General features: G+C 48.6%; 21 protein-coding genes. 2 read left to right on the top strand and 19 right to left on the bottom strand.

Annotated elements, in window-relative coordinates; all coding sequences use genetic code 11:
* Positions 1 to 26: 26 nt before the first annotated feature.
* From dctP to KIO97_RS11070, 3 genes are all read right to left on the bottom strand, one after another.
* Positions 27 to 1,070 (bottom strand): TRAP transporter substrate-binding protein DctP, encoded by a 1,044-nt coding sequence (dctP, locus tag KIO97_RS11060; protein WP_045376052.1) that lies wholly within the window; start codon positions 1,068 to 1,070, stop codon positions 27 to 29.
* Between the two features lie 113 nt (positions 1,071 to 1,183).
* The gene (locus tag KIO97_RS11065) at positions 1,184 to 2,377 is read right to left on the bottom strand and encodes a M20 aminoacylase family protein (protein WP_285382485.1); all 1,194 of its coding nucleotides are present in this window, start codon (positions 2,375 to 2,377) and stop codon (positions 1,184 to 1,186) included.
* A 40-nt stretch (positions 2,378 to 2,417) separates the two neighbouring features.
* On the bottom strand, positions 2,418 to 3,185 hold the full coding sequence (locus tag KIO97_RS11070) for an aspartate/glutamate racemase family protein (RefSeq protein WP_050905989.1): 768 nt from the start codon (positions 3,183 to 3,185) through the stop codon (positions 2,418 to 2,420).
* 311 nt (positions 3,186 to 3,496) lie between these two features.
* Between KIO97_RS11070 and KIO97_RS11075 the strand changes: the two genes are divergently transcribed.
* Positions 3,497 to 3,982 (top strand): Lrp/AsnC family transcriptional regulator, encoded by a 486-nt coding sequence (locus tag KIO97_RS11075; RefSeq protein WP_045376038.1) that lies wholly within the window; start codon positions 3,497 to 3,499, stop codon positions 3,980 to 3,982.
* A 104-nt stretch (positions 3,983 to 4,086) separates the two neighbouring features.
* Here KIO97_RS11075 and KIO97_RS11080 read toward each other — a convergent pair whose 3' ends face one another.
* The 4 genes from KIO97_RS11080 to KIO97_RS11095 all read right to left on the bottom strand — a co-directional run bounded on the left by KIO97_RS11080 (position 4,087) and on the right by KIO97_RS11095 (position 9,022).
* Positions 4,087 to 5,268, bottom strand: a complete 1,182-nt coding sequence (locus tag KIO97_RS11080; RefSeq protein ID WP_050905990.1) for a diaminopropionate ammonia-lyase — start codon at positions 5,266 to 5,268, stop codon at positions 4,087 to 4,089.
* Between the two features lie 265 nt (positions 5,269 to 5,533).
* Positions 5,534 to 5,797, bottom strand: coding sequence for a DUF3012 domain-containing protein (locus tag KIO97_RS11085; RefSeq protein ID WP_005432388.1), 264 nt, complete (start codon positions 5,795 to 5,797; stop codon positions 5,534 to 5,536).
* Between the two features lie 162 nt (positions 5,798 to 5,959).
* Positions 5,960 to 6,979: a type 2 isopentenyl-diphosphate Delta-isomerase gene (fni, locus tag KIO97_RS11090; protein ID WP_005432391.1), complete on the bottom strand. Its 1,020-nt coding sequence runs from the start codon at positions 6,977 to 6,979 to the stop codon at positions 5,960 to 5,962.
* Positions 6,980 to 7,228: 249 nt separating this feature from the next.
* On the bottom strand, positions 7,229 to 9,022 hold the full coding sequence (locus KIO97_RS11095) for a sodium:proton antiporter (protein WP_285382489.1): 1,794 nt from the start codon (positions 9,020 to 9,022) through the stop codon (positions 7,229 to 7,231).
* Between the two features lie 225 nt (positions 9,023 to 9,247).
* On the opposite strand from KIO97_RS11095, the gene KIO97_RS11100 reads away from it, so the two are divergent.
* Positions 9,248 to 11,962 (top strand): DUF2339 domain-containing protein, encoded by a 2,715-nt coding sequence (locus tag KIO97_RS11100; RefSeq protein WP_285382491.1) that lies wholly within the window; start codon positions 9,248 to 9,250, stop codon positions 11,960 to 11,962.
* Between the two features lie 307 nt (positions 11,963 to 12,269).
* On the opposite strand, the gene KIO97_RS11105 is transcribed toward KIO97_RS11100, so the two are convergent.
* From KIO97_RS11105 to flgB, 12 genes are read right to left on the bottom strand one after another with little or no spacing between them, the layout of a single operon-like run.
* Entirely contained in the window at positions 12,270 to 13,310 is a 1,041-nt protein-coding gene (locus tag KIO97_RS11105) for a flagellin (protein WP_285382493.1), read from the bottom strand.
* Between the two features lie 11 nt (positions 13,311 to 13,321).
* Positions 13,322 to 14,221, bottom strand: coding sequence for a flagellar hook-associated protein FlgL (gene flgL / locus KIO97_RS11110; protein ID WP_285382495.1), 900 nt, complete (start codon positions 14,219 to 14,221; stop codon positions 13,322 to 13,324).
* A 12-nt stretch (positions 14,222 to 14,233) separates the two neighbouring features.
* A complete protein-coding gene (flgK, locus tag KIO97_RS11115; protein WP_285382496.1) occupies positions 14,234 to 15,607 on the bottom strand; it encodes a flagellar hook-associated protein FlgK in 1,374 nt (457 codons plus the stop codon).
* Positions 15,608 to 16,156 (bottom strand): rod-binding protein, encoded by a 549-nt coding sequence (locus KIO97_RS11120; RefSeq protein WP_005432415.1) that lies wholly within the window; start codon positions 16,154 to 16,156, stop codon positions 15,608 to 15,610.
* Positions 16,157 to 16,166: 10 nt separating this feature from the next.
* Positions 16,167 to 17,288, bottom strand: a complete 1,122-nt coding sequence (locus KIO97_RS11125) for a flagellar basal body P-ring protein FlgI (protein ID WP_212583088.1) — start codon at positions 17,286 to 17,288, stop codon at positions 16,167 to 16,169.
* Complete coding sequence (flgH, locus tag KIO97_RS11130; RefSeq protein WP_285382499.1) at positions 17,288 to 17,959, bottom strand: flagellar basal body L-ring protein FlgH; 672 nt, start codon at positions 17,957 to 17,959, stop codon at positions 17,288 to 17,290. Before flgH ends, KIO97_RS11125 begins: the two co-directional genes overlap by 1 nt.
* Positions 17,960 to 17,991: 32 nt before the next feature.
* Positions 17,992 to 18,777: a flagellar basal-body rod protein FlgG gene (gene flgG, locus KIO97_RS11135; protein ID WP_005432423.1), complete on the bottom strand. Its 786-nt coding sequence runs from the start codon at positions 18,775 to 18,777 to the stop codon at positions 17,992 to 17,994.
* A gap of 39 nt (positions 18,778 to 18,816) precedes the next feature.
* Positions 18,817 to 19,548 carry a flagellar basal-body rod protein FlgF gene (flgF, locus tag KIO97_RS11140; protein ID WP_005432425.1) on the bottom strand — a complete coding sequence of 244 codons (732 nt, stop codon included), beginning with the start codon at positions 19,546 to 19,548 and terminating at the stop codon, positions 18,817 to 18,819.
* Positions 19,549 to 19,560: 12 nt separating this feature from the next.
* Positions 19,561 to 20,760 carry a flagellar hook protein FlgE gene (gene flgE, locus KIO97_RS11145; protein ID WP_005535960.1) on the bottom strand — a complete coding sequence of 400 codons (1,200 nt, stop codon included), beginning with the start codon at positions 20,758 to 20,760 and terminating at the stop codon, positions 19,561 to 19,563.
* Between the two features lie 26 nt (positions 20,761 to 20,786).
* Entirely contained in the window at positions 20,787 to 21,473 is a 687-nt protein-coding gene (gene flgD, locus KIO97_RS11150; RefSeq protein ID WP_005535962.1) for a flagellar hook assembly protein FlgD, read from the bottom strand.
* Complete coding sequence (gene flgC, locus KIO97_RS11155; protein ID WP_285382501.1) at positions 21,473 to 21,907, bottom strand: flagellar basal body rod protein FlgC; 435 nt, start codon at positions 21,905 to 21,907, stop codon at positions 21,473 to 21,475. The genes flgD and flgC overlap by 1 nt, the downstream gene beginning before the upstream one ends.
* Before the next feature lie 2 nt (positions 21,908 to 21,909).
* A complete protein-coding gene (gene flgB / locus KIO97_RS11160; protein ID WP_005432433.1) occupies positions 21,910 to 22,272 on the bottom strand; it encodes a flagellar basal body rod protein FlgB in 363 nt (120 codons plus the stop codon).
* Between the last annotated feature and the right edge of the window lie 22 nt (positions 22,273 to 22,294).

Raw genomic sequence — 22,294 nt, forward strand, 5'->3', positions numbered from 1 at the left:
ACGGATAACCGTTACCTTATAAAGCGTTATTGCGTTTTAGATGCCACACGCACTTCATCTAAGATATTTTCAAGAATGACTTTTGCTCCTTGGCGAGCTTCAGCCTGCTGGTCTGTCGGATAAGCATTCGCGACAACATCAAAATAGGTATCATGAAGCTGCTCACTCAGCACTTTAAAGCGCTCTCTTTCTTCTTCAGATAGAATCACCACTTCAAGATCTGGGCGCTCTTTAAGGATCTTCTCCATGTTTTCTTTGTTGATGCGAATTTGGTAATCGTAGGCAGCCTGATCTGCGGCTTTGATCGCTTTATCAACCATGGCTTGCTTCTCCTTAGACAAGCCGTTGTACCACTTGCTGTTGGTCGATACGGTACTCACATAAGGCTGCTGCCCTGGGAACATCAAATAGTCCTGAACTTCATGCCATTTCGCGTTGTATATGAAGTAGATTGGGTTGACCATGCTATCAATCGTTTTCAGTTGAAGAGAGCCATAAACTTCTCCCCAAGACAATGGCGTTGGAGTTGCTCCAAAGGCTTTATAAGTTTCAACAGGAATGGTTGAAGTGAACGTTCGGATCTTCTGATTGGCAAAATCCTCTGGCGTACGGATCGGTTTGTTGCCTCCCCAAACCATCTCGCCTTCAGACATCATGGACAGCAATTTTAGGTTCACACTCTCAAACTTAGGAGCAAGTTGATTATAAATCGTCGGGCTTTCCGTTAAGACTTGATGCGTGATTTTCTCATCCGTCCCCAGCACATAGGGTAAGCTCACAGCTTGTACTTCAGGCACGTAAGACCCCAAATGCCCAGCCCCAACGGAAACAAACTGGATGGTACCTTTCGCGGCAAGCTCGACTATGTCGTTTTCCGTACCCAACTGCCCGTAGTAATAAATACGAACACGAATGTCACCATCCGACTCTTTCTTGATCACCTCGGCAAACTTCTGAGCGTAAATATCTTGAACGTCAGTTTTGTCCTCTTCTGAAGCAAACTTCCATGTTTCGGCATGAACACCAAACACAACACCTAAGCTTAAAATTGCCGCGCTTAATTTTTTCATCCTTTTCTTCCTTTTCCTTCCAAGTGATACGCAAAATGAAACCCCTCATTTTCGCGCTTATCTTGAACTCACAGAGGACGACCACTTTTCAAAACCTCCGCCAGTCATTCTCCTTACGATGGGTTCAATCGATTTCTAACCAATTGAATCCAGTAGCTCGTACCGAGTTTCAAAATCCGATCGTTAAAATCGTATTTAGGGTTGTGCAATGCACATCCACCAACAGAATCAACGCCATTACCGAGCAACACATAACAGCCCGGCTTAACACGTAACATGCTGGAGAAGTCTTCCGAGATGGTTATCGGGTCACAATCGCCATCAACGTTGTTAATTCCCAACACTTGCTGCGCAGTCGACACGGCATAAGCGGTTTGTTCATGGCTGTTGATGGTCGGATAAAATGTATTGATGAATTCAAACGTGTAATCCGCACCTGCCGCTTGGCAAAGCCCTGCCACAATTTGTTCCATGCGCGTTCGGATAGTATCTAGGCTGCGCTCGGTAAAGCAGCGACAGTCTCCTTTAATGGTCACCGTTGTAGGGATAACATTCACCGTGCCGTCGGTGATAAATTCCGTTGCGGATACCACCGCAGAGTCATGAATTGCGCTTAAGCTTCGCGAAACGATGGTTTGCAGCCCCAAAATAACCTGTGCACCGACCACGAGAGGATCTACCCCTTGGTGTGGTAGAGCGGCATGCCCACCGACACCTTTAATCACAATTTCAAAGCTTGTCTCACTCGCCATCAATGAACCGGGCCTGACCATCAATTTCCCTTCCGCTAGTCCCGGAAAGTTGTGAATGCCATAGACTTCATCGATGGAGAATCGCTCAAACAACCCATCGTCAATCATGGCTTGCGCCCCTTTTCCATGCTCTTCATCGGGTTGAAATATGAAGTAAACTGTCCCGTCAAATTCACCGTATTCGGCAAGATAGCAAGCGGCACCAAGCAGCATGGCAGAATGTCCATCGTGGCCACAGGCGTGCATCTTCCCATCATGCTGAGAGCAGTAAGAAAAGGTATTTTTCTCATGTACATGAAGCGCATCCATATCGGCTCGAAGACCAATGCTGGCCTCACTTTGTCCGTTGCGCAGTATCCCAACTAAGCCGGTTTTTCCTATATTCCGCACAACTTCAATACCAAAGCTTTGTAGCTTGTTCGCGATAAAGTCTGCGGTCATATCGACATCAAACCCGCATTCAGGGAATCGATGTAGATGTTGACGCCACTCCATCATGTTCTGAATCAATTCAGAGGAGAGCTGGTTAGGGTCGATAGGCGTAGGTGAATGCATAACAGAAAATCCCTTAAAATCAGTTTTAAAAGCGAAGTAATTAAAGGTTGAGTGGCAAGTGCTGCTCTAAAAGGAGACCAAAACCTTCGATGTGCTTGGGGTAGTTAAGAAGTGCCAAAGCGTGCCAAGCCAGTACTTGATTACTGGATAACACTGGCTTGTTTATTGCAGCTTCAATATCGTGAATAACCGTGGTCGCTCGCAGCGCGGTACAAGAAATGAAAACGGCGTCAGCATCGGGATGACAAGCTTGTATTGCCGCATGAGCAATATCATTTGGCGAGATGAACGTCATCGCGGTGTCATCTTCAAAATCAAAGCCTACGATGTTCAGTACTTCGATACCTACCGTAGAGAAAAAGGCGGCCACGTCTTGGTTTACTGCTTGCGTATAGGGCGTAACAATGGAGACGCGCTTTATGTTCAATCGTTCAAACGCAGCGAGAGCTGCAGTGACTGGGTTTGTCACTTTTGCATCAGGGTGATGTGCCTGAATAAGGTCGGTAATGCGCTCTTCTCCGATCGCAATAGTGCCCGATGTACACGCATAGATAACCACATCTAGCGCTGTCCCAGGAAGAATCGTATCCGCCACCTCTTGGATTCCAGGCTCCATACGACGCAGATTCTCTATGGTTAGCGGATTGTAGTTGCGCACCCGACTGGTAAATGAAGCGACATCTTGTGGGAATAGTTGGCGTAAATCGTTCTCGATATTAAAGTCTGTCGCCAGCGAAATAACACCCACACGACCTGCACTCGCAAGATAATCCAGTTCATTCTGTAGCGCTACTGATCCCACTTCCATGCTCGCATCCTATCCATCAATATCTTGCTGAAACTTGACGTTTTGGTACTGCCAATTTGCCTTTCGTTTCGATTTATTATTGCTTTACATTTTGTTTACAAGATTAATAATGCCTTGACGACAACAAGGAATTTCATCGAATGACTCCAGTATTGTGCGGATTTTCTGCATTTTTGGTGAGCTATAGTGGTTTTCCTTTAATTAGTAAAAACAAGACATTCGCTCATGAGTGAGGTCACAATTCGGAGCCAGAGCATGATTAGCTCACAATATGGCTTCCATCCATTACAGGCAGAAAGGAATCGATCGTCATGACGTCAACGCCACCACTTTCCGTCGATAGTTTCGACCGCAAAATTCTCGACATTGTCCAGCATTCAAATAGAGCGACATCAGACACTATTGCTGATCAGGTAGGGCTATCACCAGCAGCGGTGCAGCGTCGATTAAAGCGCATGAGGGCTCAAGGGGTAATACAAGCCGATGTCTCTGTTGTGAATCCCAAGGCTGTAGGCCAAACCATGACTTTTGTTGTGCAAGTGACGTTGGAAAGAGAAAGAGTCGACTTGATGCACAATTTTAAGAAAGAGATGACCGCAAATCGTTCGGTACAACAGTGTTACTATGTGACTGGAAGTTCAGACTTTATTCTTATTGTCACTGCGGCAGACATGGAAGGTTATGACAAATTTACACGAGAAGCGTTTTTCGACAACGCCAACATCAAAAGCTTTCAAACCAACGTGGTGATGGATAACGTGAAAGTGGGACTTACAATCCCAATTGATGATCAATGATGAAAACAGAGAAAAGCAGTCAATAGTGGATATAAAAACGGCGCTTCCTTGAAAGCGCCGTTTAATGATTTCACCCATCAGGTGGTTTGAAACAAACTCGGGGCTCATTTCACCAACTGTTGGTAGAGTTCAGGGTCCGTTGCCCCCTCTGTACCTATCACTAGTACTTTACTTTCTGCCCCCAAACCAAGTGCTTGTGAATAGCTACCATCTTGACGAGCGATTACTGCTGCCGCAAACCCCGGAACCGCAGACTCCCCTGCTTCGATACGATTCTCTCCATGGGCCAAAAATCGCATGGCCTGAGGAATGGCATCTTCACTCAGCGTCATAAAGTCATCGGCACCATTATGAAGAATGCTCCACGCTAAGGTAGAGACTTCGCCACAAGCCAAACCGGCCATCAAGGTCTCTAAATCGCCTTCAACCACTACAGGTTTGCCAGCTTGCGCGCTTTTCTGCAGGCAATTAGCTTGCTCCGGTTCGACAATAATAAACCTTGGGCGCTGCGCCCCCCAAAGATCCCAGAAGTATCCACAAACCGCTGAGGCTAACCCACCAACGCCACCTTGCACGAACACATGAGTTGGAATATCCCCATCAAGTTGCTCGACAATTTCCGACAGCATCACTGTGTAGCCAAGCGCGACATCTTTAGGGATCTCCATGTAGCCTTCATAAGAAGTGTCAGAGACAATCACACGATCATGAGCTTTGGCTTCACTGTCAGCCAAACGTACCGATTCATCATAGTTACCGGAAATTCTGACAACTTGTGCACCGAAGGCTTCCATGGCCTGTTTACGACCCTCGGAAACATCTTTGTGAATATAAATGACGCACCCGCAGCCAAACATTTGCGCTCCCCATGCGACAGAGCGTCCATGATTTCCATCGGTGGCACAACTCACCACGATTTCGGCAGCTTCAGACTTCCACTCACCTTGTAGCAACGCTTGTATCGTCGGCTTCTTACCATAACGCTGCATAATCACATCTTGTAATTGACGAGCTACGGCATACGCACCGCCTAATGCTTTAAAACTTTTAAGACCAAATCTTTGCGATTCATCCTTGTACCAGAAGCACGAAACGCCGATCTGATCCGCGACTGATTTTAATGAATGTAAAGGCGTGGCCACATAACCCGGCCATTGAGAAATACTGTCGATCGCTAGTCGTGCGTCTTCTAGATTAAGAATCTCTCTTTGTTCGTCAGAATACGTAAGACTAGAACGCGATAAGGGATTGGAGAAGTGGCTCAGTTTACCCGTCAATAACTGCATAGATGCTCGTCCTTAAATTGTTCTATATTCAACTTCATACGGCGATGCGATATGAAATTGCCAACCATTAAAGTTTAACGAGCTTAGATGCAGCTTAAATGCCTTGTGCTAGGGTAAAACGCGGTTTTCGATGATTAACTTGATACAGAGTGAGGAAAATCCGCACAAGGGCTTTCTTTTATTAGATACAAAAAATCCACCGTATTAATTCAATACGATGGATTCCATTGTTACTTTCCATTAAAGAAGTGATGTGCGAAGAGATTTAAAACACGCAGTGCTTAGCAAAACCTGTTGCTTCGTTTGCCGTCCATTCACCTTTTGGTTTTTCTTTTAGGTCTTCACACCACTGCTCGCTACCGATGCCATCTTGCAGAACACAATGCTTCGCGAAATCAACTGCGTTGTCTGTTGTCCATTCTGTCTTTGGCTTTTCACGCATGTCTTTACACCAAGCTTCTGTACCTACTTCGTCAGAACATGCTGTTAGCGCTGTTGCCGCTAGCAGTAGCATTACCAGTTTTTTCATAAATTCAGGTTCCACTTTCAATTGATGAATGAACTATACCCAAAATATCACTGCTCGTGTTAAGCCAACGACAATTTATCGACTCTCGCTCCGTAAAGGAGGCAAAATTCAGCAAATGCAATCTAACTGCATCGATAAGTCAGTGAATGTGAGTAATGAAGTTTAAAGACGACGAGCTTGAGTCAGGGCTTGAAGGTTCGCAGAACCTGTACCAAAGCACGCTAAACGCAACTCTAATGCCATTTGTTCAAAATGCTCGACGATCGATTCTGTGCTGATTGTTGCGGCTTTTAATACCGCACCAGCTTGCCCAACAAGGTTGGCGCCAAGATGCACCGCTTTCGCTACTTCTAAGCCGTTATACACGCCACCAGATGCAATTAAAGGTAAGTCAGGATATTGGCCGCGAATTTGCTCTAAGCACTTAGCCGTTGGAATGCCCCAATCACGGAACAATTCAGCTGCGCGCTGCATTTTATTGTCTGTCTGACAGTAACCCTCAACTGCAGACCAACTTGTACCACCAGCGCCCGCGACATCAATCGCATCCACGCCCGCTTCGACGAGTTGTTTAGCCACCACTCCACTGATGCCAAAGCCCACCTCTTTGATGATCATCGGTACATCGACGCGCTGTTTTAGTTGCTCAATCGATTTAAGTACACCAATCCAATCATGATCACCATTCTGCTGAAAGGCTTCTTGCATCGGGTTAAGATGCACGAATAAAGCGTCTGCTTGGATAAAATCCACCGCACGCTGAGCATTATCGAATCGCTGTTTGTCTCTCAATTGAGCGGCACCCAAGTTGGAATACAAAGGCACGCCTTTAGCGAGATCACGAATGGTTTTGCCCAAACCTGAGTGAAGGCTGTCTTCTAGGCTCACTCGCTGCGAGCCAACCCCCATCGCAATGCCCATTTCACTCGCGGCTTCTGCCAAACGGCAGTTGATGATCTCTGCATCTTTTGCGCCACCAGTCATTGAACTGATCAAAAATGGCAGTGCCAATGAGTGACCAAGGAACTCACTCGAAAGATCGACGGCGTTAAAGTCACATTCAGGCAAAGCGCAATGCTCAAACTCGACAGACTCAAAGCCCGCCGTTTTGCTTTTCATGTTCATGTCATGATGTAAAACAGCGTCTAGATGTAAGTCTTTGCGATTAGATTGCGGAGCCATAATGTCACCCTAAAGTAAAACAGTCGCGCAGTATTGCGATCCTTGTCATTGCCGTCAATGCGAAAATTCGGAAATTGAACAATTTATTTACCGAATCGAGCCTTGTCTGCTCTCGCTTTATGACTAAGAAAGCATATCGAGGCGCTGCGTTTAAAACACTGCGCCTCACTGCTCTATTAAGCTTGGGTAACGATTAACAATGTTGCCACTCCGATGTGCCAAGAGTGGCAGTTCTAGATGTCATTTAGGCTATTGAGTCTCGACTGATTGAATAAGCGCCACCACCGTGCTGGTTATAGGTGGCGTGAACTGGTCTGGATCATCACAGAATTGAATTCTGCCTTTCTCTTCAACATGGAAAAGCGGAATTACCAGGTTGTCTTTGTGGTGCTCAAGGTAATCTTGGTAGGTAAAACTCTCACTTAGTTTGGTGTGTTTGATTTCTGCACCTTGGCTCAACAAACTGGCCATTTGGGCGTAACTGACATTGCCACCCATCAGCAGTTTGCCGTGATACTCTTCCGCAACCGAGTGTTTTTCACTGCCGTTGGTTTTATTTTTCTGCAGACAATGTACTTTATCTTCGCCAAACTCGCCGACAAACTGCATACAAGCCATGATGTTGAAATGTTGATCTGGCGTCAGTGCCACCACTTGACCAATACCAATTAGGTTCAAGTTGTCATCGGCGTGGCTAGAAATCGGATTGCCGTAGTAATGGTCTATGCCCAACATGCGAACTTGGCTAATGTAGTCCCAGTTCGAATCGGTGAGCAGAACTTTGCGATCGTATCTCGCCAGCGCTTTACCTATCTCTTGCGCCACTCGGTTTGCGCCAATCAATAGGAAGCCTCTTGGCGCCGGCTCAGCAACTCCCAACGCTTTCGCAACAGACCGAGCCGTCGCACTTTGCAGCACTACCGTGCCGATGATCACCATGAAGGTCATTGGCACCAACAGCATAGCTTCTGAAATACCGTATTCTGTTAGCTTGATAGCAAACAGAGACGAGATGGACGCGGCCACGATACCGCGCGGCGCAACCCATGAGAGGAACAGCTTATCTTTGAAGGTTAAGTTACTACGAATGGTTGAAACGAAAATTGAAAGTGGACGTGACACCAACTGCATGAAAACAAACAGCAACACCGCACCGCTACCAAGCGCAGCGAAATCATCCAGACTGATGCGTGCCGCTAGGAAGATGAACAATCCGGTGATCAACAAGATGGTTAAGTGCTCTTTGAAGTGGAGGATCTGCTGAATGTTGATGCCCTTAGCGTTCGCTAACCACATCCCCATCACGGTGACCGTCAGTAGGCCCGCTTCCGATTCCATCTGATTAGATATCGAGAACACACCGAGTACCACCATCAATACCGCAAACGGCTGAAGGTACTCCGGCAACCAAGCTCTACGCAAAATGGTGGCCACAGCAGCACCAGACAAAGCACCAATAATCAAACCTACCGCAATGATAGTAGCAAACACTTCAACGCTATTAACCGCATTGTGCGAAACAATAAACTCGTACACCATCACCACAAACAGCGCACCTAACGGGTCAATGAGTATGCCTTCCCAACGCAGAATATTGGCCAGTTTTGAGGTTGGCCGCACGGTTCGCAGCAACGGCACAATCACCGTTGGACCAGTAACCACGGTTAAACTGGCGAACAAGATTGAGAGCTCCCAAGTAAAATTAAGAAAGTAGTGCGTTGCCACACTGGTGGCTACCCAAGAGATGATCGCGCCAACAGAGACAATGCTCCAAACAGAGCCACTTACGCCACGAATTTCTTTAAAGTTAAGGGTTAAACTGCCCTCAAACAGAATCACTGCCACCGCGAGGGAAACTAAGGGGAAAAGTAAGTCCCCAAGAATCTCGTCTGGGTTTAGCCATTGCAGGATCGGCCCAACAATGATGCCCGCTAACAGTAAGAAGAGAATGGCAGGCAAGCGCATTCGCCACGCTAACCACTGACAACCTAAACCTATTACCCCAACCGCCGACAGCACCAGCGCTTCGTTGCCCACTTGCATTTATCATCACCTAATTTGTTATTGTTCTGGTGAGCTTTCACTCAAAACCGATTAACTCTATAAAAAAGATTAGTTTAGTGTGGATGCTCCGCCAGTTTTCGTTCAAATATGCGACTTCCTCTCAAATTTCTTGTTCAGTGTTGTATATCCCGTTAGCTTGTCACACAGTGAACTAAGCTTAGCTAAGTTGCTCAAAGTTAAGGATTCTCAAACAACGGATAGGGAGTGCAGCAGTTGTTTATCTCATTAGCGGTTATCTTGGCGATTTTCGCCATGCTCATCACGTTGAAAGCTGTCAGTCGAATATCGAGGCTAGAGGACGAAGTGTCTCAGCTTCATAAAGAGCTGGCAGAGCTTCGTGCGCGTTGGTTTGAGAAAGGCGCATCGCCGACTTTTAAACCTGAGCAACACGATACTCCTCAGTCACAACATGTTCTAACGCCAACTGAAAACGCGACACAACCCAATAAACCAGCACCGGAGTCTGAGTCGGAAGTTACACCTCTAGCAGCGAAACAAGCGCCACAGCCAATTGTTGAACCGAGCCTCCCTTCAGCCGATGAAGTCCATATCGGTGAGCTGGCGCAGAGCAGTGAATCCGTGTTCGAGAAACAAGCCAATAAACTGCTGACCAACATCCAAGAAAACTGGTTGGTTTGGGTTGGCGCGCTCGCCATGTTGATTGGTGGCGGTTACCTCGTACAAGTGATTGGCAGTCACATTGAGTTCTCTCCAATCATGCGCGTGACCATCGCATTCTCCATCTCTCTTGCTACCGTGATAGCTGGTGAATGGTTCCACCGCCGTGAACAAAAATCCCCAGACCGAGCAGGACGAGCGAAAGGCTTTACTTACGTTCCTGCCGCCATTACCGGAACAGGGTTAACTGGCATCTACTGCACGGTGATCTTTGCGTTTGTCTTCTATCAGCTCTTATCACCAGGTGCGTCACTGGTAATTTTAGCGGGCGCGGCATTTTCGAGCTTAGCGCTTTCTCTGCGCCAAGGGCCTTTGATGGCCGTGCTCGGCTTAATCGGTGGCTATTCAGCACCACTTTGGATTGGCGGTGCAGAGCCTAACTATTACTTACTCGCTGGTTACATCACTGCGATTTCAGTTGCCGCAACGCTACTGATGCAAAAGATCCGACACGCTTGGATTTCACCATCGATTACCGTGCCGCATATTTTGTGGATGTTATTACTGATTGAGAGCATACCGATAGAGCAACTTTTCTCATGGCTTGCGATCTTCCTATCACTCAGTTTGTATCTGCTGTTTGCGGTGCCAAGAATGGGTTGGATGCTCAAACCGCGTTACCGTCATTGCCAAGGCAAATGGACACATCCACCTACAGGTATTGCTCTCGCGATTACCTTGTTAGGGCTGTCGGCACTGGCTCGCATGTCTAGCGTTGATACCGCTGAGATGATTTACTTCTATGCCTTCTTTACTGCCATGATTTGGCTACCCGCCGCTCGTAAAACTTGGTCGTTAAGAATCTATTTACCATCAATATTGGTGCCTTCTACCGCGATCATGCTGCTTTCTATTGCGCTTGAATCTATCTATATGGCTGAAAGACAAACGCCAGTACTGGTCGCGCTCGGCATTAGTATTGTGTTGATTGCACTGCGAACATTATTCCAGACACTGGCAGGTGACCGCTCTCAACTGACAGGCATTCTCTTCCTTGTGCTCGCCCCTGCGATGACCTTGATTACCCTGCTGTACACCTACGAGTTCATGAGCCGTCATGTTTTAGGTTGGACACTCTTCACCGCTTCAATTGCGGTTTACTACGCCATGCTCGGACAAAGGTTCAAAGCGCTGGCACTGGAATGCTCTGCCATCATGCATGCCATTATTGCCGGAACGGCTTTTGTCTGGCTGAATGATACGTGGCTCACCACTGCCATTTCGATTCAAGTGGCGGTTATGGCGTTGCAGACTCAAGCCAATGTTTTCCGCCCAGCGAGTTGGGCAGTCAAAGTTGCAATGGGCATCTTAGTCGTACGTCTAACGCTGTTACCGTTTATTCCAGAGTGGCAGCCTGTTAATGCGGAACACTGGGCTTGGGTGCTGATCAGTTACCTGCCTTCTTTGGTGATTCTTGCTTACGCTCGCACTCTGTTACATCGCTCAGATACAGAACTCGCCAATTGGTTTGAAGGGGCGTTCTTACACGTCTTCTTGGTGGCGGTGTTCACCCAGACCAACTACTGGCTGACGGGGCAATACGGCTATCTTGGCTACATCGATTTCACTTCGACGATTGTGTTTGCTAACCAAGCATTAGTGATGGGTTTGGTTTACAGTTATCGCAGCCAGTTTGCACAGCAACTAGAACGAGTTTATCAAGCCTACAGCTATCTACTTTGGGGCACTTTTGTTGTGCTGATGATGTTGCTCAATAGCCTTGAATCGCCGTTGATGGTCAATAATGTTTCCGCGGAATCCATGCCTGTGTTCAACATGCTGTCTCTTGGCTGGTTGCTGCCTGCGATTATTTTGCTAGTAACCACTTACAAGCGTTGGAACACATTGCAGATCCCTCGCCCTGTTGTTGCCAGCTTTGGTCTTATCTTAGCGGCCGTTTGGCTAGGTATGTCGATTCGCCAGTTCTGGCAACCTATCTCTATGACACTAGCTCAACCAACTGGCATGGCAGAGCTGTTTACTTACTCGATTGCTGGTTTGATTGTCGGAGGCTTGCTGACTTGGGTTGGCGCAACACGCAAAGCAATGACGATTCAACGCATTGGCCTAGCCGTGTTGGCGTGCGTCGCGCTTAAGGTGTTCTTGTGGGATGTTCGCTCATTGGATGGCTTCTGGCGTGCGATCAGTTTCTTGGGTCTAGGCGCATCACTGATTGGATTAGGATGGTTATTCCAAAAACTCCACCGCTCGGTCGCAGAGCCTGTCGAGCACGCGGAATAGGGTTTGAGCTTAGAAAGAGATTCCCGACGTCGCTCCTTCGTCGCTCTCGAGAATGACCCAGAAGAGTATTGAGCGGTTGACGAATTCTAAGGCGGAATGCGTGACTGACGAAGTTCATAGAACTCAATATCCAAAGATCGTCATTCCAGAACTGAGGAACGAAGTGTCTGGAATCTCTCTTTTAATCGCGAACTAGAAAGGTGATTCCCAACCCTTTTCTGGGTTACGCAACCACCGATGAATTGAGAAGGGAATCTTGGAGTGTTCTTAACGCGCTATTTCAACTGGGTCTATTTCAAATAAAGAGTTATTTCAGCAGCGCCACAACCGTATGGCGACGAACATTCGCTTGTGCATTCAGCGCTTGGAATGTCGAGCTAAACTTACCGGAAGTGGCCATAAAGCCATCGAGTTTCGCATTGACATCAGCAGCACTTAACTGCTTGGATTGGCTCTGCACAGTGCGCATTTGAGAGTTCAACTCACCGTGAAACGCTTTGGCTTCTTCCAAGCTGGTTTGCACTTGTCTTATGTGCTGATTCACTTTGGCGATGGTTTGCTTGATTCCATCACGAGAGCCTAAATCAAAGCTCAACTCAGCGATGCCATCTGGTTCTGATTTTAGGTTCAGAACATTCGCTTGCCCTGCAGGAAAGCGATGACCTTCGCCCGTCACTAGCACCTTTTGCTGCATTTGTTGATATGCCGTATCGCGCGCTTCAAACAAAATGGTGCCGTCTTCTGCCAGTGAAGCTCGCATGCCCATCGCAATCAAACTGCGGTCGAGCATTTTCACAGTGCGCGCACCATCGGCTTGACCATCAAATTGGATCATCACCGATTGGCCTTGGGGAAAGTCTAAGCGGATTTGCTCGGCTTTCTCACTCAAACGATGCACGTTCAAACCGGGAATGGAGAAACGGCGAATATCCGCTTTATCCAGTTTGAGGTGCAGTTCGTTATCAATCACTTTCTGACCGTCAAAGCGTGCCTGTTCAACCACTTGTTTAATCGACGCTTTAGAACGTACTAACCCTTCTTGCAGACCGGGAACATTCTGTACGCCTTGGTTGACAGCTTGGGTCAAACCTCGCTTGATTTGAGTCAGCTCTTTACCGATCACTTGCAACGATTTAGAAGCGATTTGCACTGCAGTTGCTTGTTGCTGACCTTGAGTAAGCTGAATGCCAGAAACGGAATAGGCTGACGCGGTGTCAGCCTGAACTTGCGTAGGACGCGGCTTGATCGCACTGCTCGAATCCGCTGAGCGGGTTGGCATGATAGAGGCTTGTTCTTGCCCACCTAAGCGTATGCTATGGGGTCTTACCTCTACTGTGCTCATCACCATACAAAACTTCCTTAAATACGATCAAACAGGTTGAGATCGTTGATCTTCACGTAGCTAGCTTGCGTTGCTTGTAACGCCGCCATGTAGTTGCTTAAACGTACTGACGCCTCACCGTAATCCAATGCCGATAAGTCACTGGTCACCTTATCAACGAACAGCTTGTTTTCGCCGTGTGCGCTATCCATTAGGTCGAGGTTGTTATGGCGACCACCGATTTCTGTCATCGCCCCCAGTACGTTCGCCAAGGTATCATCAATGGCAGATAAGCTAGCGTCTACTTCCGCTTGAAAATTCGGACTCGGGTTCTCAAATTCTGCAATCAAAGCATCGATTTGGTTCAATACGTTATCGCCACCACCAAGCTCCAGAATCTCTTTCGCCGTCATGTTGGAATCCATGGTCACGCCTTTCGCGACGGTGACCACGCGCTTGTCGCTGTTGCCATCAACTTGGTACGCACCGCCTGCATTACTCACCGCTGGCGTGTCCGTCTGAGTACCAGAAAACAGGTATTGGCCTTCTTCGTCTTGCGCGTTGAATGAGGATTCAATGGAATCACGGTAGCTTTTAAGCTCGATGATCATGCCACTACGATCTTCATCGGTTAATGTGCCGTTCGCGCCCCAAAGCACCAAATCACGCACACTCTTCAAGCTCTCGTTGACCGAATCCAAATGGGTTTCTTGAGCAGAAAGTGTGGTTTTCAGGTTGGCGATATTACTCTGGTACTGGCCGATCGCGCTGTTTTCACGCTCAAGGTTCAGCAGCTTAATCGACGCCATAGGATCATCAGAAAGCTTGGTTAGTCGGTCACCCGTGGCCATTTGTTGAAGGACATGCCCCAAACCTGCGTTGTTGGTTTGTAGGCTTTGCAGCATCATTTGGCTAAATTGACTGTCACTGATTCGCATCTCGGGTTCCTTTTAGAATAACTGCAATACAGAGTCGAAAAGCTGGTTGGCGGTGCTAATGACTTTCATGTTGGCGTTGTGTGCGTTAGCAAATGTCATCAGATTCGCCGCTTCTTCATCGCTGTTCACCGCACTGACGTTGTCGCGCGCGGCATGCGCTTGTTTGTTCATTGCCGCTTTAGCTTCATAATCCGCTTCTGCTTGGCGTGCTTTGATTGCCGTTTCACCGACCATTGCGGTGAACGCATCGTTTAAGCTAAGCGAGCCATAGCCAGTGACTGAAACCGGCTTATTGCTCAGTTGAATCAGGTCATTCAATACATCCGCATTACCCGGAGTGCCATCACTGGAGAACGCTAATTCTTCAGCGCTGATATCGGTAATGGTAAGGCTCGCTGCTGGGTTTGCCGGATCGTAGCTAAACAGCGGTTTGCCCGGATTGCCGTTGAGATCTTGCCCTGTCGCCAGCACAGCGTTGTATTCATCCGCCAATGCTTTTGCCATGTCATCCAAAGCGACTTGATTTGGCTTAAGAACATCGGTTTGATAATCGTTAATCGCGCCCAACTTGCCGCCTACAGAGTGGTCAATGACAAAGCTTTGCGAGGCGAATTCGACACTCAAATCCGCAAGGTATGGGTCGCTTGGGTCTGGCTTCGCTGCCAGCTGACCATAATCCGATCCCATTACCAAAGGCTGACCAGAAGCGAGCGTCACTTGCATGCTGCCGTCTGGTTGGTCGGTAGTTTTGATTTCAACGATTTGAGAAAGCTCACCAATCAACACATCGCGAGTGTCCATCAACTGCGCTGGGTTACCACCTGTGCCTTGCATTTCGACAATCTGCTTGTTTACCTGAGCAATGTTCGCCATCAAGCTATTGGCATGGCTCAACGCGGCAGAGCGCTGGTCACTCATGTCTTTATGCTGATTATGAAGGGACTCGGTTAACGTATTGAATCGACGCGCCAACGCTTCGGATTCATTAATGATCTGCTGACGGTATGGGATTGATTCTGGTTTTACTGTGGCATCATTAAGCGCAGCATTAAGGGAATCTAACCCCGCAGAAACGCTAAAACCATCAGCACCAAGCGTGTTTTCAAGCTGGCTCATGGCGGTGGTATAACCTGCCGAATAAGCCGCCAAACTGTTGGTCGACCACGTTTGCTTCACCAAGAATTGGTCAGTAACACGGCGAATGCTCGTCACTTCAACACCCATGCCAGGGCTGAGCTTGTTGTACTTACCGTCACCAACAGAAGCCATCAATGCTTGTTGTCGGCTGTATCCCGGCGTGTTGATGTTAGCTACGTTTTGCGCGGTCACATCCAACGCCACACGGTTCGCGTTTAAGCCTGAAAGGGCGATATTAACAAGGTTCATTTACAGCTCCATTTTCCTGATCAGCGGCTGAGTAAACGCGGTCGTCATTCCGGCTTCACCGAGCACTTGTTTAACAGAGGCGACCGCTTGTAGCGTGGGATTAACTGCGTCGGTCTTCATCGCGATTTCATCGTTTTCAAGTTGTGACGTGCGTTCAAGGCTGACCACTTTTCCATCGTTCGCCGGAGAGACATTACGTGACTGGTCGAACGCCACTTCGCGCATTGAAGGGCTAAGTTGTTGGATCAGCATATTGGCGATACCAGAGTTCTGTTTTTTCGCCAACTCCATCGCTAATTGCCCATCGTACATATCGCGAAACACACCTTGTTGCTGGCTAGCAAACGGGCTGTCTTTGTCGGCCAATACATCACTGCTGCTGCGCATTTGACGTAGCACCATTTGTAGGAACATCGCCTCGAATTGACCCGCAACCACTTCAAGAGCGCCTTCTTGATCGCGACTTTTCTTAATGCTCGCTAGGGCGCTGTTGTCGTGATACAGCATGGTATTGAGTTGTGCTTGATCGCCGCTCGTGTCTAACTTCATCGCTAACTCCTTAAATCACCACAAGCTCAGCATTCAGCGCGCCCGCTTCATTCAATGCTTGCAGAATCGACATCAGATCCGTTGGCGTTGCGCCTAAGCTGTTTACAGCGTTGACGATGGTGTTCAGTTCCGTGCCCGGAGGCCAAATCACCATTTGCGCTTGTTCTTCGTTCACATCGATTTGGGTTTGATCCACCACTTTGGTTTCACCATCAGCAAACGCGTTCGGTTGGCTGACTTGTTGAGATTCAGAGATTCGAACAGTCAAGTTGCCGTGGCTTACTGCCGCTTCACCCACTTTGACATTTTTACCGATGACGACGGTGCCAGTACGTGAGTTGAAGACGATTCGAGCTGGTTTACGACCTTCTTCCACGCTCATCTCTTCCAACATCGACATCATGGTGACACGCTGTTGGGTGTCCATTGGTGCTCGCATTTCGACGCGCGCTTTGTTGATGGCTTTCGCCACGTTTGGACCAAACGTATTGTTGATTTCACGGGCGATGTTTTTCGCCGTGGTGAAGCTAGGTTTGCGCAGATTCAACGTGATTTCGTCACGCTGGTTAAAATCAGTTTCGATTTCTCGCTCCAACGTTGCTCCATTAGGAATTCGGCCAGCGGTTGGTGTGTTTACTTCTACTTTAGAGCCGCTTTTACCCTCAGCGGATAAGCCCCCCACCACCACACTACCTTGAGCGATGGCATACACTTCGCCATCGATACCGCGCAGTGGCGTCAACAGTAACGTGCCGCCACGTAAGCTTTTCGCATCACCAATAGAGGAAACCACTACGTCCAGTGTTTGACCCGGTCCCGCCATTGGGTCAACGGATGCGGTAACACTTACGGACGCCACGTTACGTAATTTCGGGTTCATGCTGTCATCAATCTGAACCCCAAATTGGCGCAGCATGTTGGTAATCGATTGGGCGGTGAATTTCACTTGGTTACGGTCGCCTTGACCGGCCAAGCCCACCACTAAACCGTAACCGACCAATTGGTTTTCTCGGATGCCCTGCACATCCACCAAGTCCATGATCGGAATTTCCACTTCGGCATGTGAAGTAGCAGGAAGCCCCAAGGTCAGAGCCAATAGGAAAGAAGTAAAGAATGCGTTGATTGGCTTCATTAGAATGGTACCCATGGGCTGTTGAAGAACTGCGTCAGCCACCCGGCTGCGTTGCTGTCGGCTAATGCGCCGCGACCAGCGTAGGTAATGCGAGCATCCGCGATACGTTGAGAAGACACTTGGTTGCTGCGGTTGATATCATCCACGCGCACAATGCCCGTTAGGCGAATAAACTCGTCGCCTTGGTTAAGTCGAAGCCACTTTTCACCGCTAATGCGAAGCACGCCATTTGGTAGTACCTCATGTACCGTCACGGTGATCGCACCTTGTAATTTGTTACCTTGCGAGCTGGATGCGCTGCCATCAAAGCTGCGACTGCCATCGACACTCACACCCAACTCTTCAATGGTCTTGGTGCCAATGGTAGGCGCGGCAAAGTCTACGGTTGAGCTTTTGCCAAACTGTGTGCCCGCTTTCTTGCTTGAAGAGGTTTCTTCAGAGAGCTGCACGGTCAAAACATCACCGACTCGGTAGGCTCGGCGATCTTGAAATAACGTCATGGTGTATTGGTGACGATAAAGGCTGCCGGACTTGGTCTCTGGCAAGGTGTAATCCAACACTGGTGGCGCGTATTCCTCTGTGTTTGGTTCAGGCGGAATAAACTCATCACGACCTGCACATCCCACCAGCAACACGACGGCAACTGCCCAACTCTTCGAAAGCCATTTCATTGCTTTTTCCTTCATCATCACCAATTTCTTACTTACATCGACTGCGCGACAAACTTCAACATGTCGTCAGCGGCAGAGACCACTTTGGCGTTCATCTCGTACGCGCGTTGAGTGGTGATCATGTCGACCATCTCTTCCACTACCTGCACGTTTGAGCCTTCTAAAGCGCCCTGTTTGATGCTGCCCGCACCGTCTTCGCCCGCAATTAACTCATCAGCAGGACCACTTGCTTCTGTCTCACGGAACAAGTTACCGCCAACGGCTTCTAGACCCGCTGGGTTGATGAACTTCGCCAGCGTGATTTGACCCAACTGCTGCGGTGTTGGATCGTCAGCCGATGTGGTAGTTACCGTGCCATCCACACCTACAGAGAACGAAATCGCGTTGTCTGGGATTTGAATTTGTGGTTCTAGTGGCAAGCCTTGGCTGTTGACCATCAAACCCTCTGAGTTGATGTGGAACTGGCCATTACGCGTGTACATGATCTGACCGTCAGAATTTTCGATTTGGAAGAAGCCTTGCCCCATCACCGCTAAATCCAACTCTTGAGTGGTGTTTTGTGTGTTGCCTTGGGTGAAGACTTTCTGCGTACCGACTACGCGAACACCAGAACCAAGCTGAACACCGCTTGGCAGTTCATTCACTTGGTCTACTTGCGCGCCCGGCTGACGCTGAATGCTGTAAAACAAGTCTTCAAACACCACGCGGTCACGCTTAAAGCCGACCGTGTTAACGTTCGCTAGGTTGTTAGAGATGGCTGTCATTTTGGTATCTTGAGCTGCCATGCCCGTTTTACTTACCCATAATGCTGAATGCATTGATTATCTCCTTTGGACGAGAATCCCTTGGTGAGAGGGTTATCTCGCCGCCATCAATTTGTTTCCGGCTTGCGCCAAGGTTTCTGCGGTTTTCATCATGCGAACTTGCATTTCAAAGTTACGTGTCAGCGACATCACGCTAAGCAACTCATCAATGGCAGACACGTTACTTCCCTCAATGTGCTCTGGAGAAAGCTGCACGGTTTCATCCGCAGGGAAAGGCACGCCATCTACGCTGTGTAGCAAGCTGTCGCTCTCTTTTTGCAGTTGATTGATTGCTGGTTTCACCATCTTCAAGGTGCCCACTTCTACTTCTGCACCACCACCCGGAGGAATCACAGAAACGCGGCCACGTTCACTGATTTCAATCTTCTGAAAATCAGGTACAACGATGGGGCCGTTTTCACCGACAACAGGGAAACCATTGATGCTCATTGCGCCAAAGGTATCGACTTTGATGTTGCCTGCTCGGGTGTACGCTTCATTGCCAATTGGCGTTTCGACGGTGAGATAGCCCTCACCCATGATCGCCACATCGAGAGGACGACCGGTTTTCATGATGTCGCCAGAATCAAAACGCGTTGCGGCTGAGTTGGTCACCACCATGGTGCGGCCATCAAAGCCCGCACCTTGTAGCTCAACGCTGCGGACGCGTTCCATATCGGCACGGAAACCTGCGGTGTCAGCGTTCGATAAGTTGTTCGAACGTACGTGCTGAGCCTTAAGAACTCGACTCGCACCCGACGTGGCAGTAAATAACAAGCTATCCATGCGACTCTCCCATTACACCGCGTTGAACAGAGCCTGAGTCAGCTTGTCATTGGTCGAAATGGTTTTCGCGTTCGCTTGGTAGTTACGCTGCGCCGTCATAAGCGCAACCAGCTCGCTGGTTAAGTCAACGTTAGAGCCTTCTAGCGCACCCGGTGTTAAGTCACCCAACGTGCCCGTCCCCGGAACACCCATGATTGGTGCGCCTGAACTAAAGCTTTGTGTCCAAGCCGTGCCGCTCACTTTCGATAGACCTTGTGTGTTAGCGAAATCCGCAAGCACAACCTGACCTTGCAGCTGAGATTGACCATTGGTGTAAGTGGCGTAAACCATACCATTGTCTTCCACTCGAACGCCCGCAAGCTCACCTGAAGTGTAACCATTCGGGTTGTTGGTGCTCACGCCAAACGCAGCGCCAAACTGAGTGCTACCGTTCAAGCTGATATCAATGCTCATTGCGTTTGCGCCCGCTGCTGGGAATGCAACGTTGAAAGAACCTGTTGGAGAAGCTAGCGTGCCGTCAGTATTGAATTGAACCGTTTGAGCCGTTGCTGGCGTCGTTGGTGCACCGTCGACTTCCACGTTCACTTGCCATTCGTTATCTGATGTCTTCGTGAAGTACTGAGTTACCGTGTGCGAGTTGCCAAGTGAGTCGTACACCTTAGTGGTGTAAGAAGAGTTGAATGAGTTTGGATCGGAAGAATCGAATGGGTAAATCGCTTGGTCGACTGCCGTTGCGCTCGCATCAAAGTTCGCCACAAAGTCCAGATTGTCGGTCGCTTTTGCGTTAAGTGAAGAGGTAGAAACCTTGATGTCGCCAACAGAGCCAGTTTGAAGATTCGCATTGTTGTCTACGCTGTAACCTTGCAACTTGGCACCGTTATTTGCGGTCACAAAGTTGTTCTTATCAGTGCCAAACACACCTGCGCGAGTGTAAAGCATCTGACCCATGTGATCTTTCGTCACGAAGAAGCCGCTGCCGTTGATCGCCAAGTCCATTGCTCGGCCCGTGCCTGTCACCGAACCATTCTTATCGAAGTTCTGAGAAATAGACGCCACTTCTACGCCGCCCGGCTGCATGCCGTTGTAAACCGCCGCAAATTCTGTGCGGCCACCTTTAAAGCCGTACGTTGATGCGTTGGCAATGTTGTGGCTGATGGTGTTTAACTCTGTGTTGGTCGCGTCCAGACCACTAAGTGCGATGTTAAAACTCATAAATAACCTCTGATTTCCTTATTTGGTTAAGCACCAAACTGAGTGATTTGATAGAAAGGAACGTTGCCAACGCCTTGAACATTGACCAGTGCTGCGCCACCTGAGCTAGGAATACGAACCTGCTCAACCGTGCCTGCTAGCAAAACATTTGGGCTCTTTTGCCCTTCTTGAACTTCCACCGCGACGGTGTATTTACCCGGCTTCAAACCAAGCTCTTCTGGATTGATCGAGAACTCGACGTCACCCGCACCGTGCGCACCTAAAGGCACTTTGGTCGATTGGCCGAATTCATCTTTGACGACTAACGTCACCTGGTTCGAACCGTGTTCTAGCTCGACCTTGCCGCTTTGCACGCCTTCACCAAGTTCAAATTCATTCGAAGAGACATACACGGTTTGACCAACCAACCCCGCCGTTGAAAGCACCTGCATGTTGTCGAGCAATACCATGCTGTTTTGCATCAGCATCGACATGTTTTCAGTACTTTGAACTTGCGAAAATTGGGCTAGCTGGCTGACATACTCAGTGCCATCAAGCGGGTTCAGCGGATCTTGGTTTTGAATTTGCGCCACCATGAGCGAGATAAACTCGTTTTGTAGTGACGTTGCACTGTTCATATCCGATGGGTTCGCTGAAATGCCGCCCGTATCACCACTAGCGGTAGTTGCGACTGGTGCATCAGAAGAGAGCGCAGTGTATTGTGCGAGACTCATTAATTACCCTGCCCTAGTCGAAGCAGACCTTGCTGCATACTTTTCACATTCGTCAGCACTTCCACGTTAGTTTCAAAGCTGCGCGTTGCGGACATCATGTCGGCCATCTCTGACACCACATCAATGTCTGGGTAGTACACGTAGCCTTCGTCGTTCGCTAACGGATTGTTAGGTTCGAAGCGTTTTTCTGCCTGACCCGCGTTCTGCACCACATCTACAATGCGCACTTCCGCATTCGGATAAACACCGTTTTCTGTCGCCATCTGCGCTTTTTGATACACAGTGGCGAACACAGGTTTGAGTGCTTTGTAGGCATCATCCGGATTGGCAGACACCGCATCGGCGTTGGCAAGGTTACTGGCTACCGTGTTCAGGCGAACGGTTTGCGCCGTCATCGCCGAGCCAGTGATCGAATAGATATCAGTAAATGACATGTTTAACGTCCCTCAATCACTTTCGCCAAGCCACTGAATTTCATGTTGAGAAACGTCAGGCTGGTTTGAAAGTCCATGTTGTTTTGCGTGAACTTGGCTTGTTCAACGCCCAGTTCCACAGTGTTGCCGTCTTTGCTGTTTTGGTAAGGCACCGAATATTGCGCCTCAACCTGAAACTTCGGCACCGGTTTGTTCACACTGCCCGCTGACATTTGGTTCATCACGGTGGTGAAACTTAGGTCCTTTGCCAAGTACCCTGGGGTATCAACATTTGCTAGGTTACTGGCGAGGACTTTGGTACGCTGAACGCGAAAATTGAGTGCCTCTGGATGTACACCTAACGCATTTTCGAATGTGATCGCCATGCATCTTTCCTTAAAATCGGCT

The organism is Vibrio sp. B181a (genome assembly GCF_030248375.1).
Classification (GTDB): domain Bacteria; phylum Pseudomonadota; class Gammaproteobacteria; order Enterobacterales; family Vibrionaceae; genus Vibrio; species Vibrio campbellii.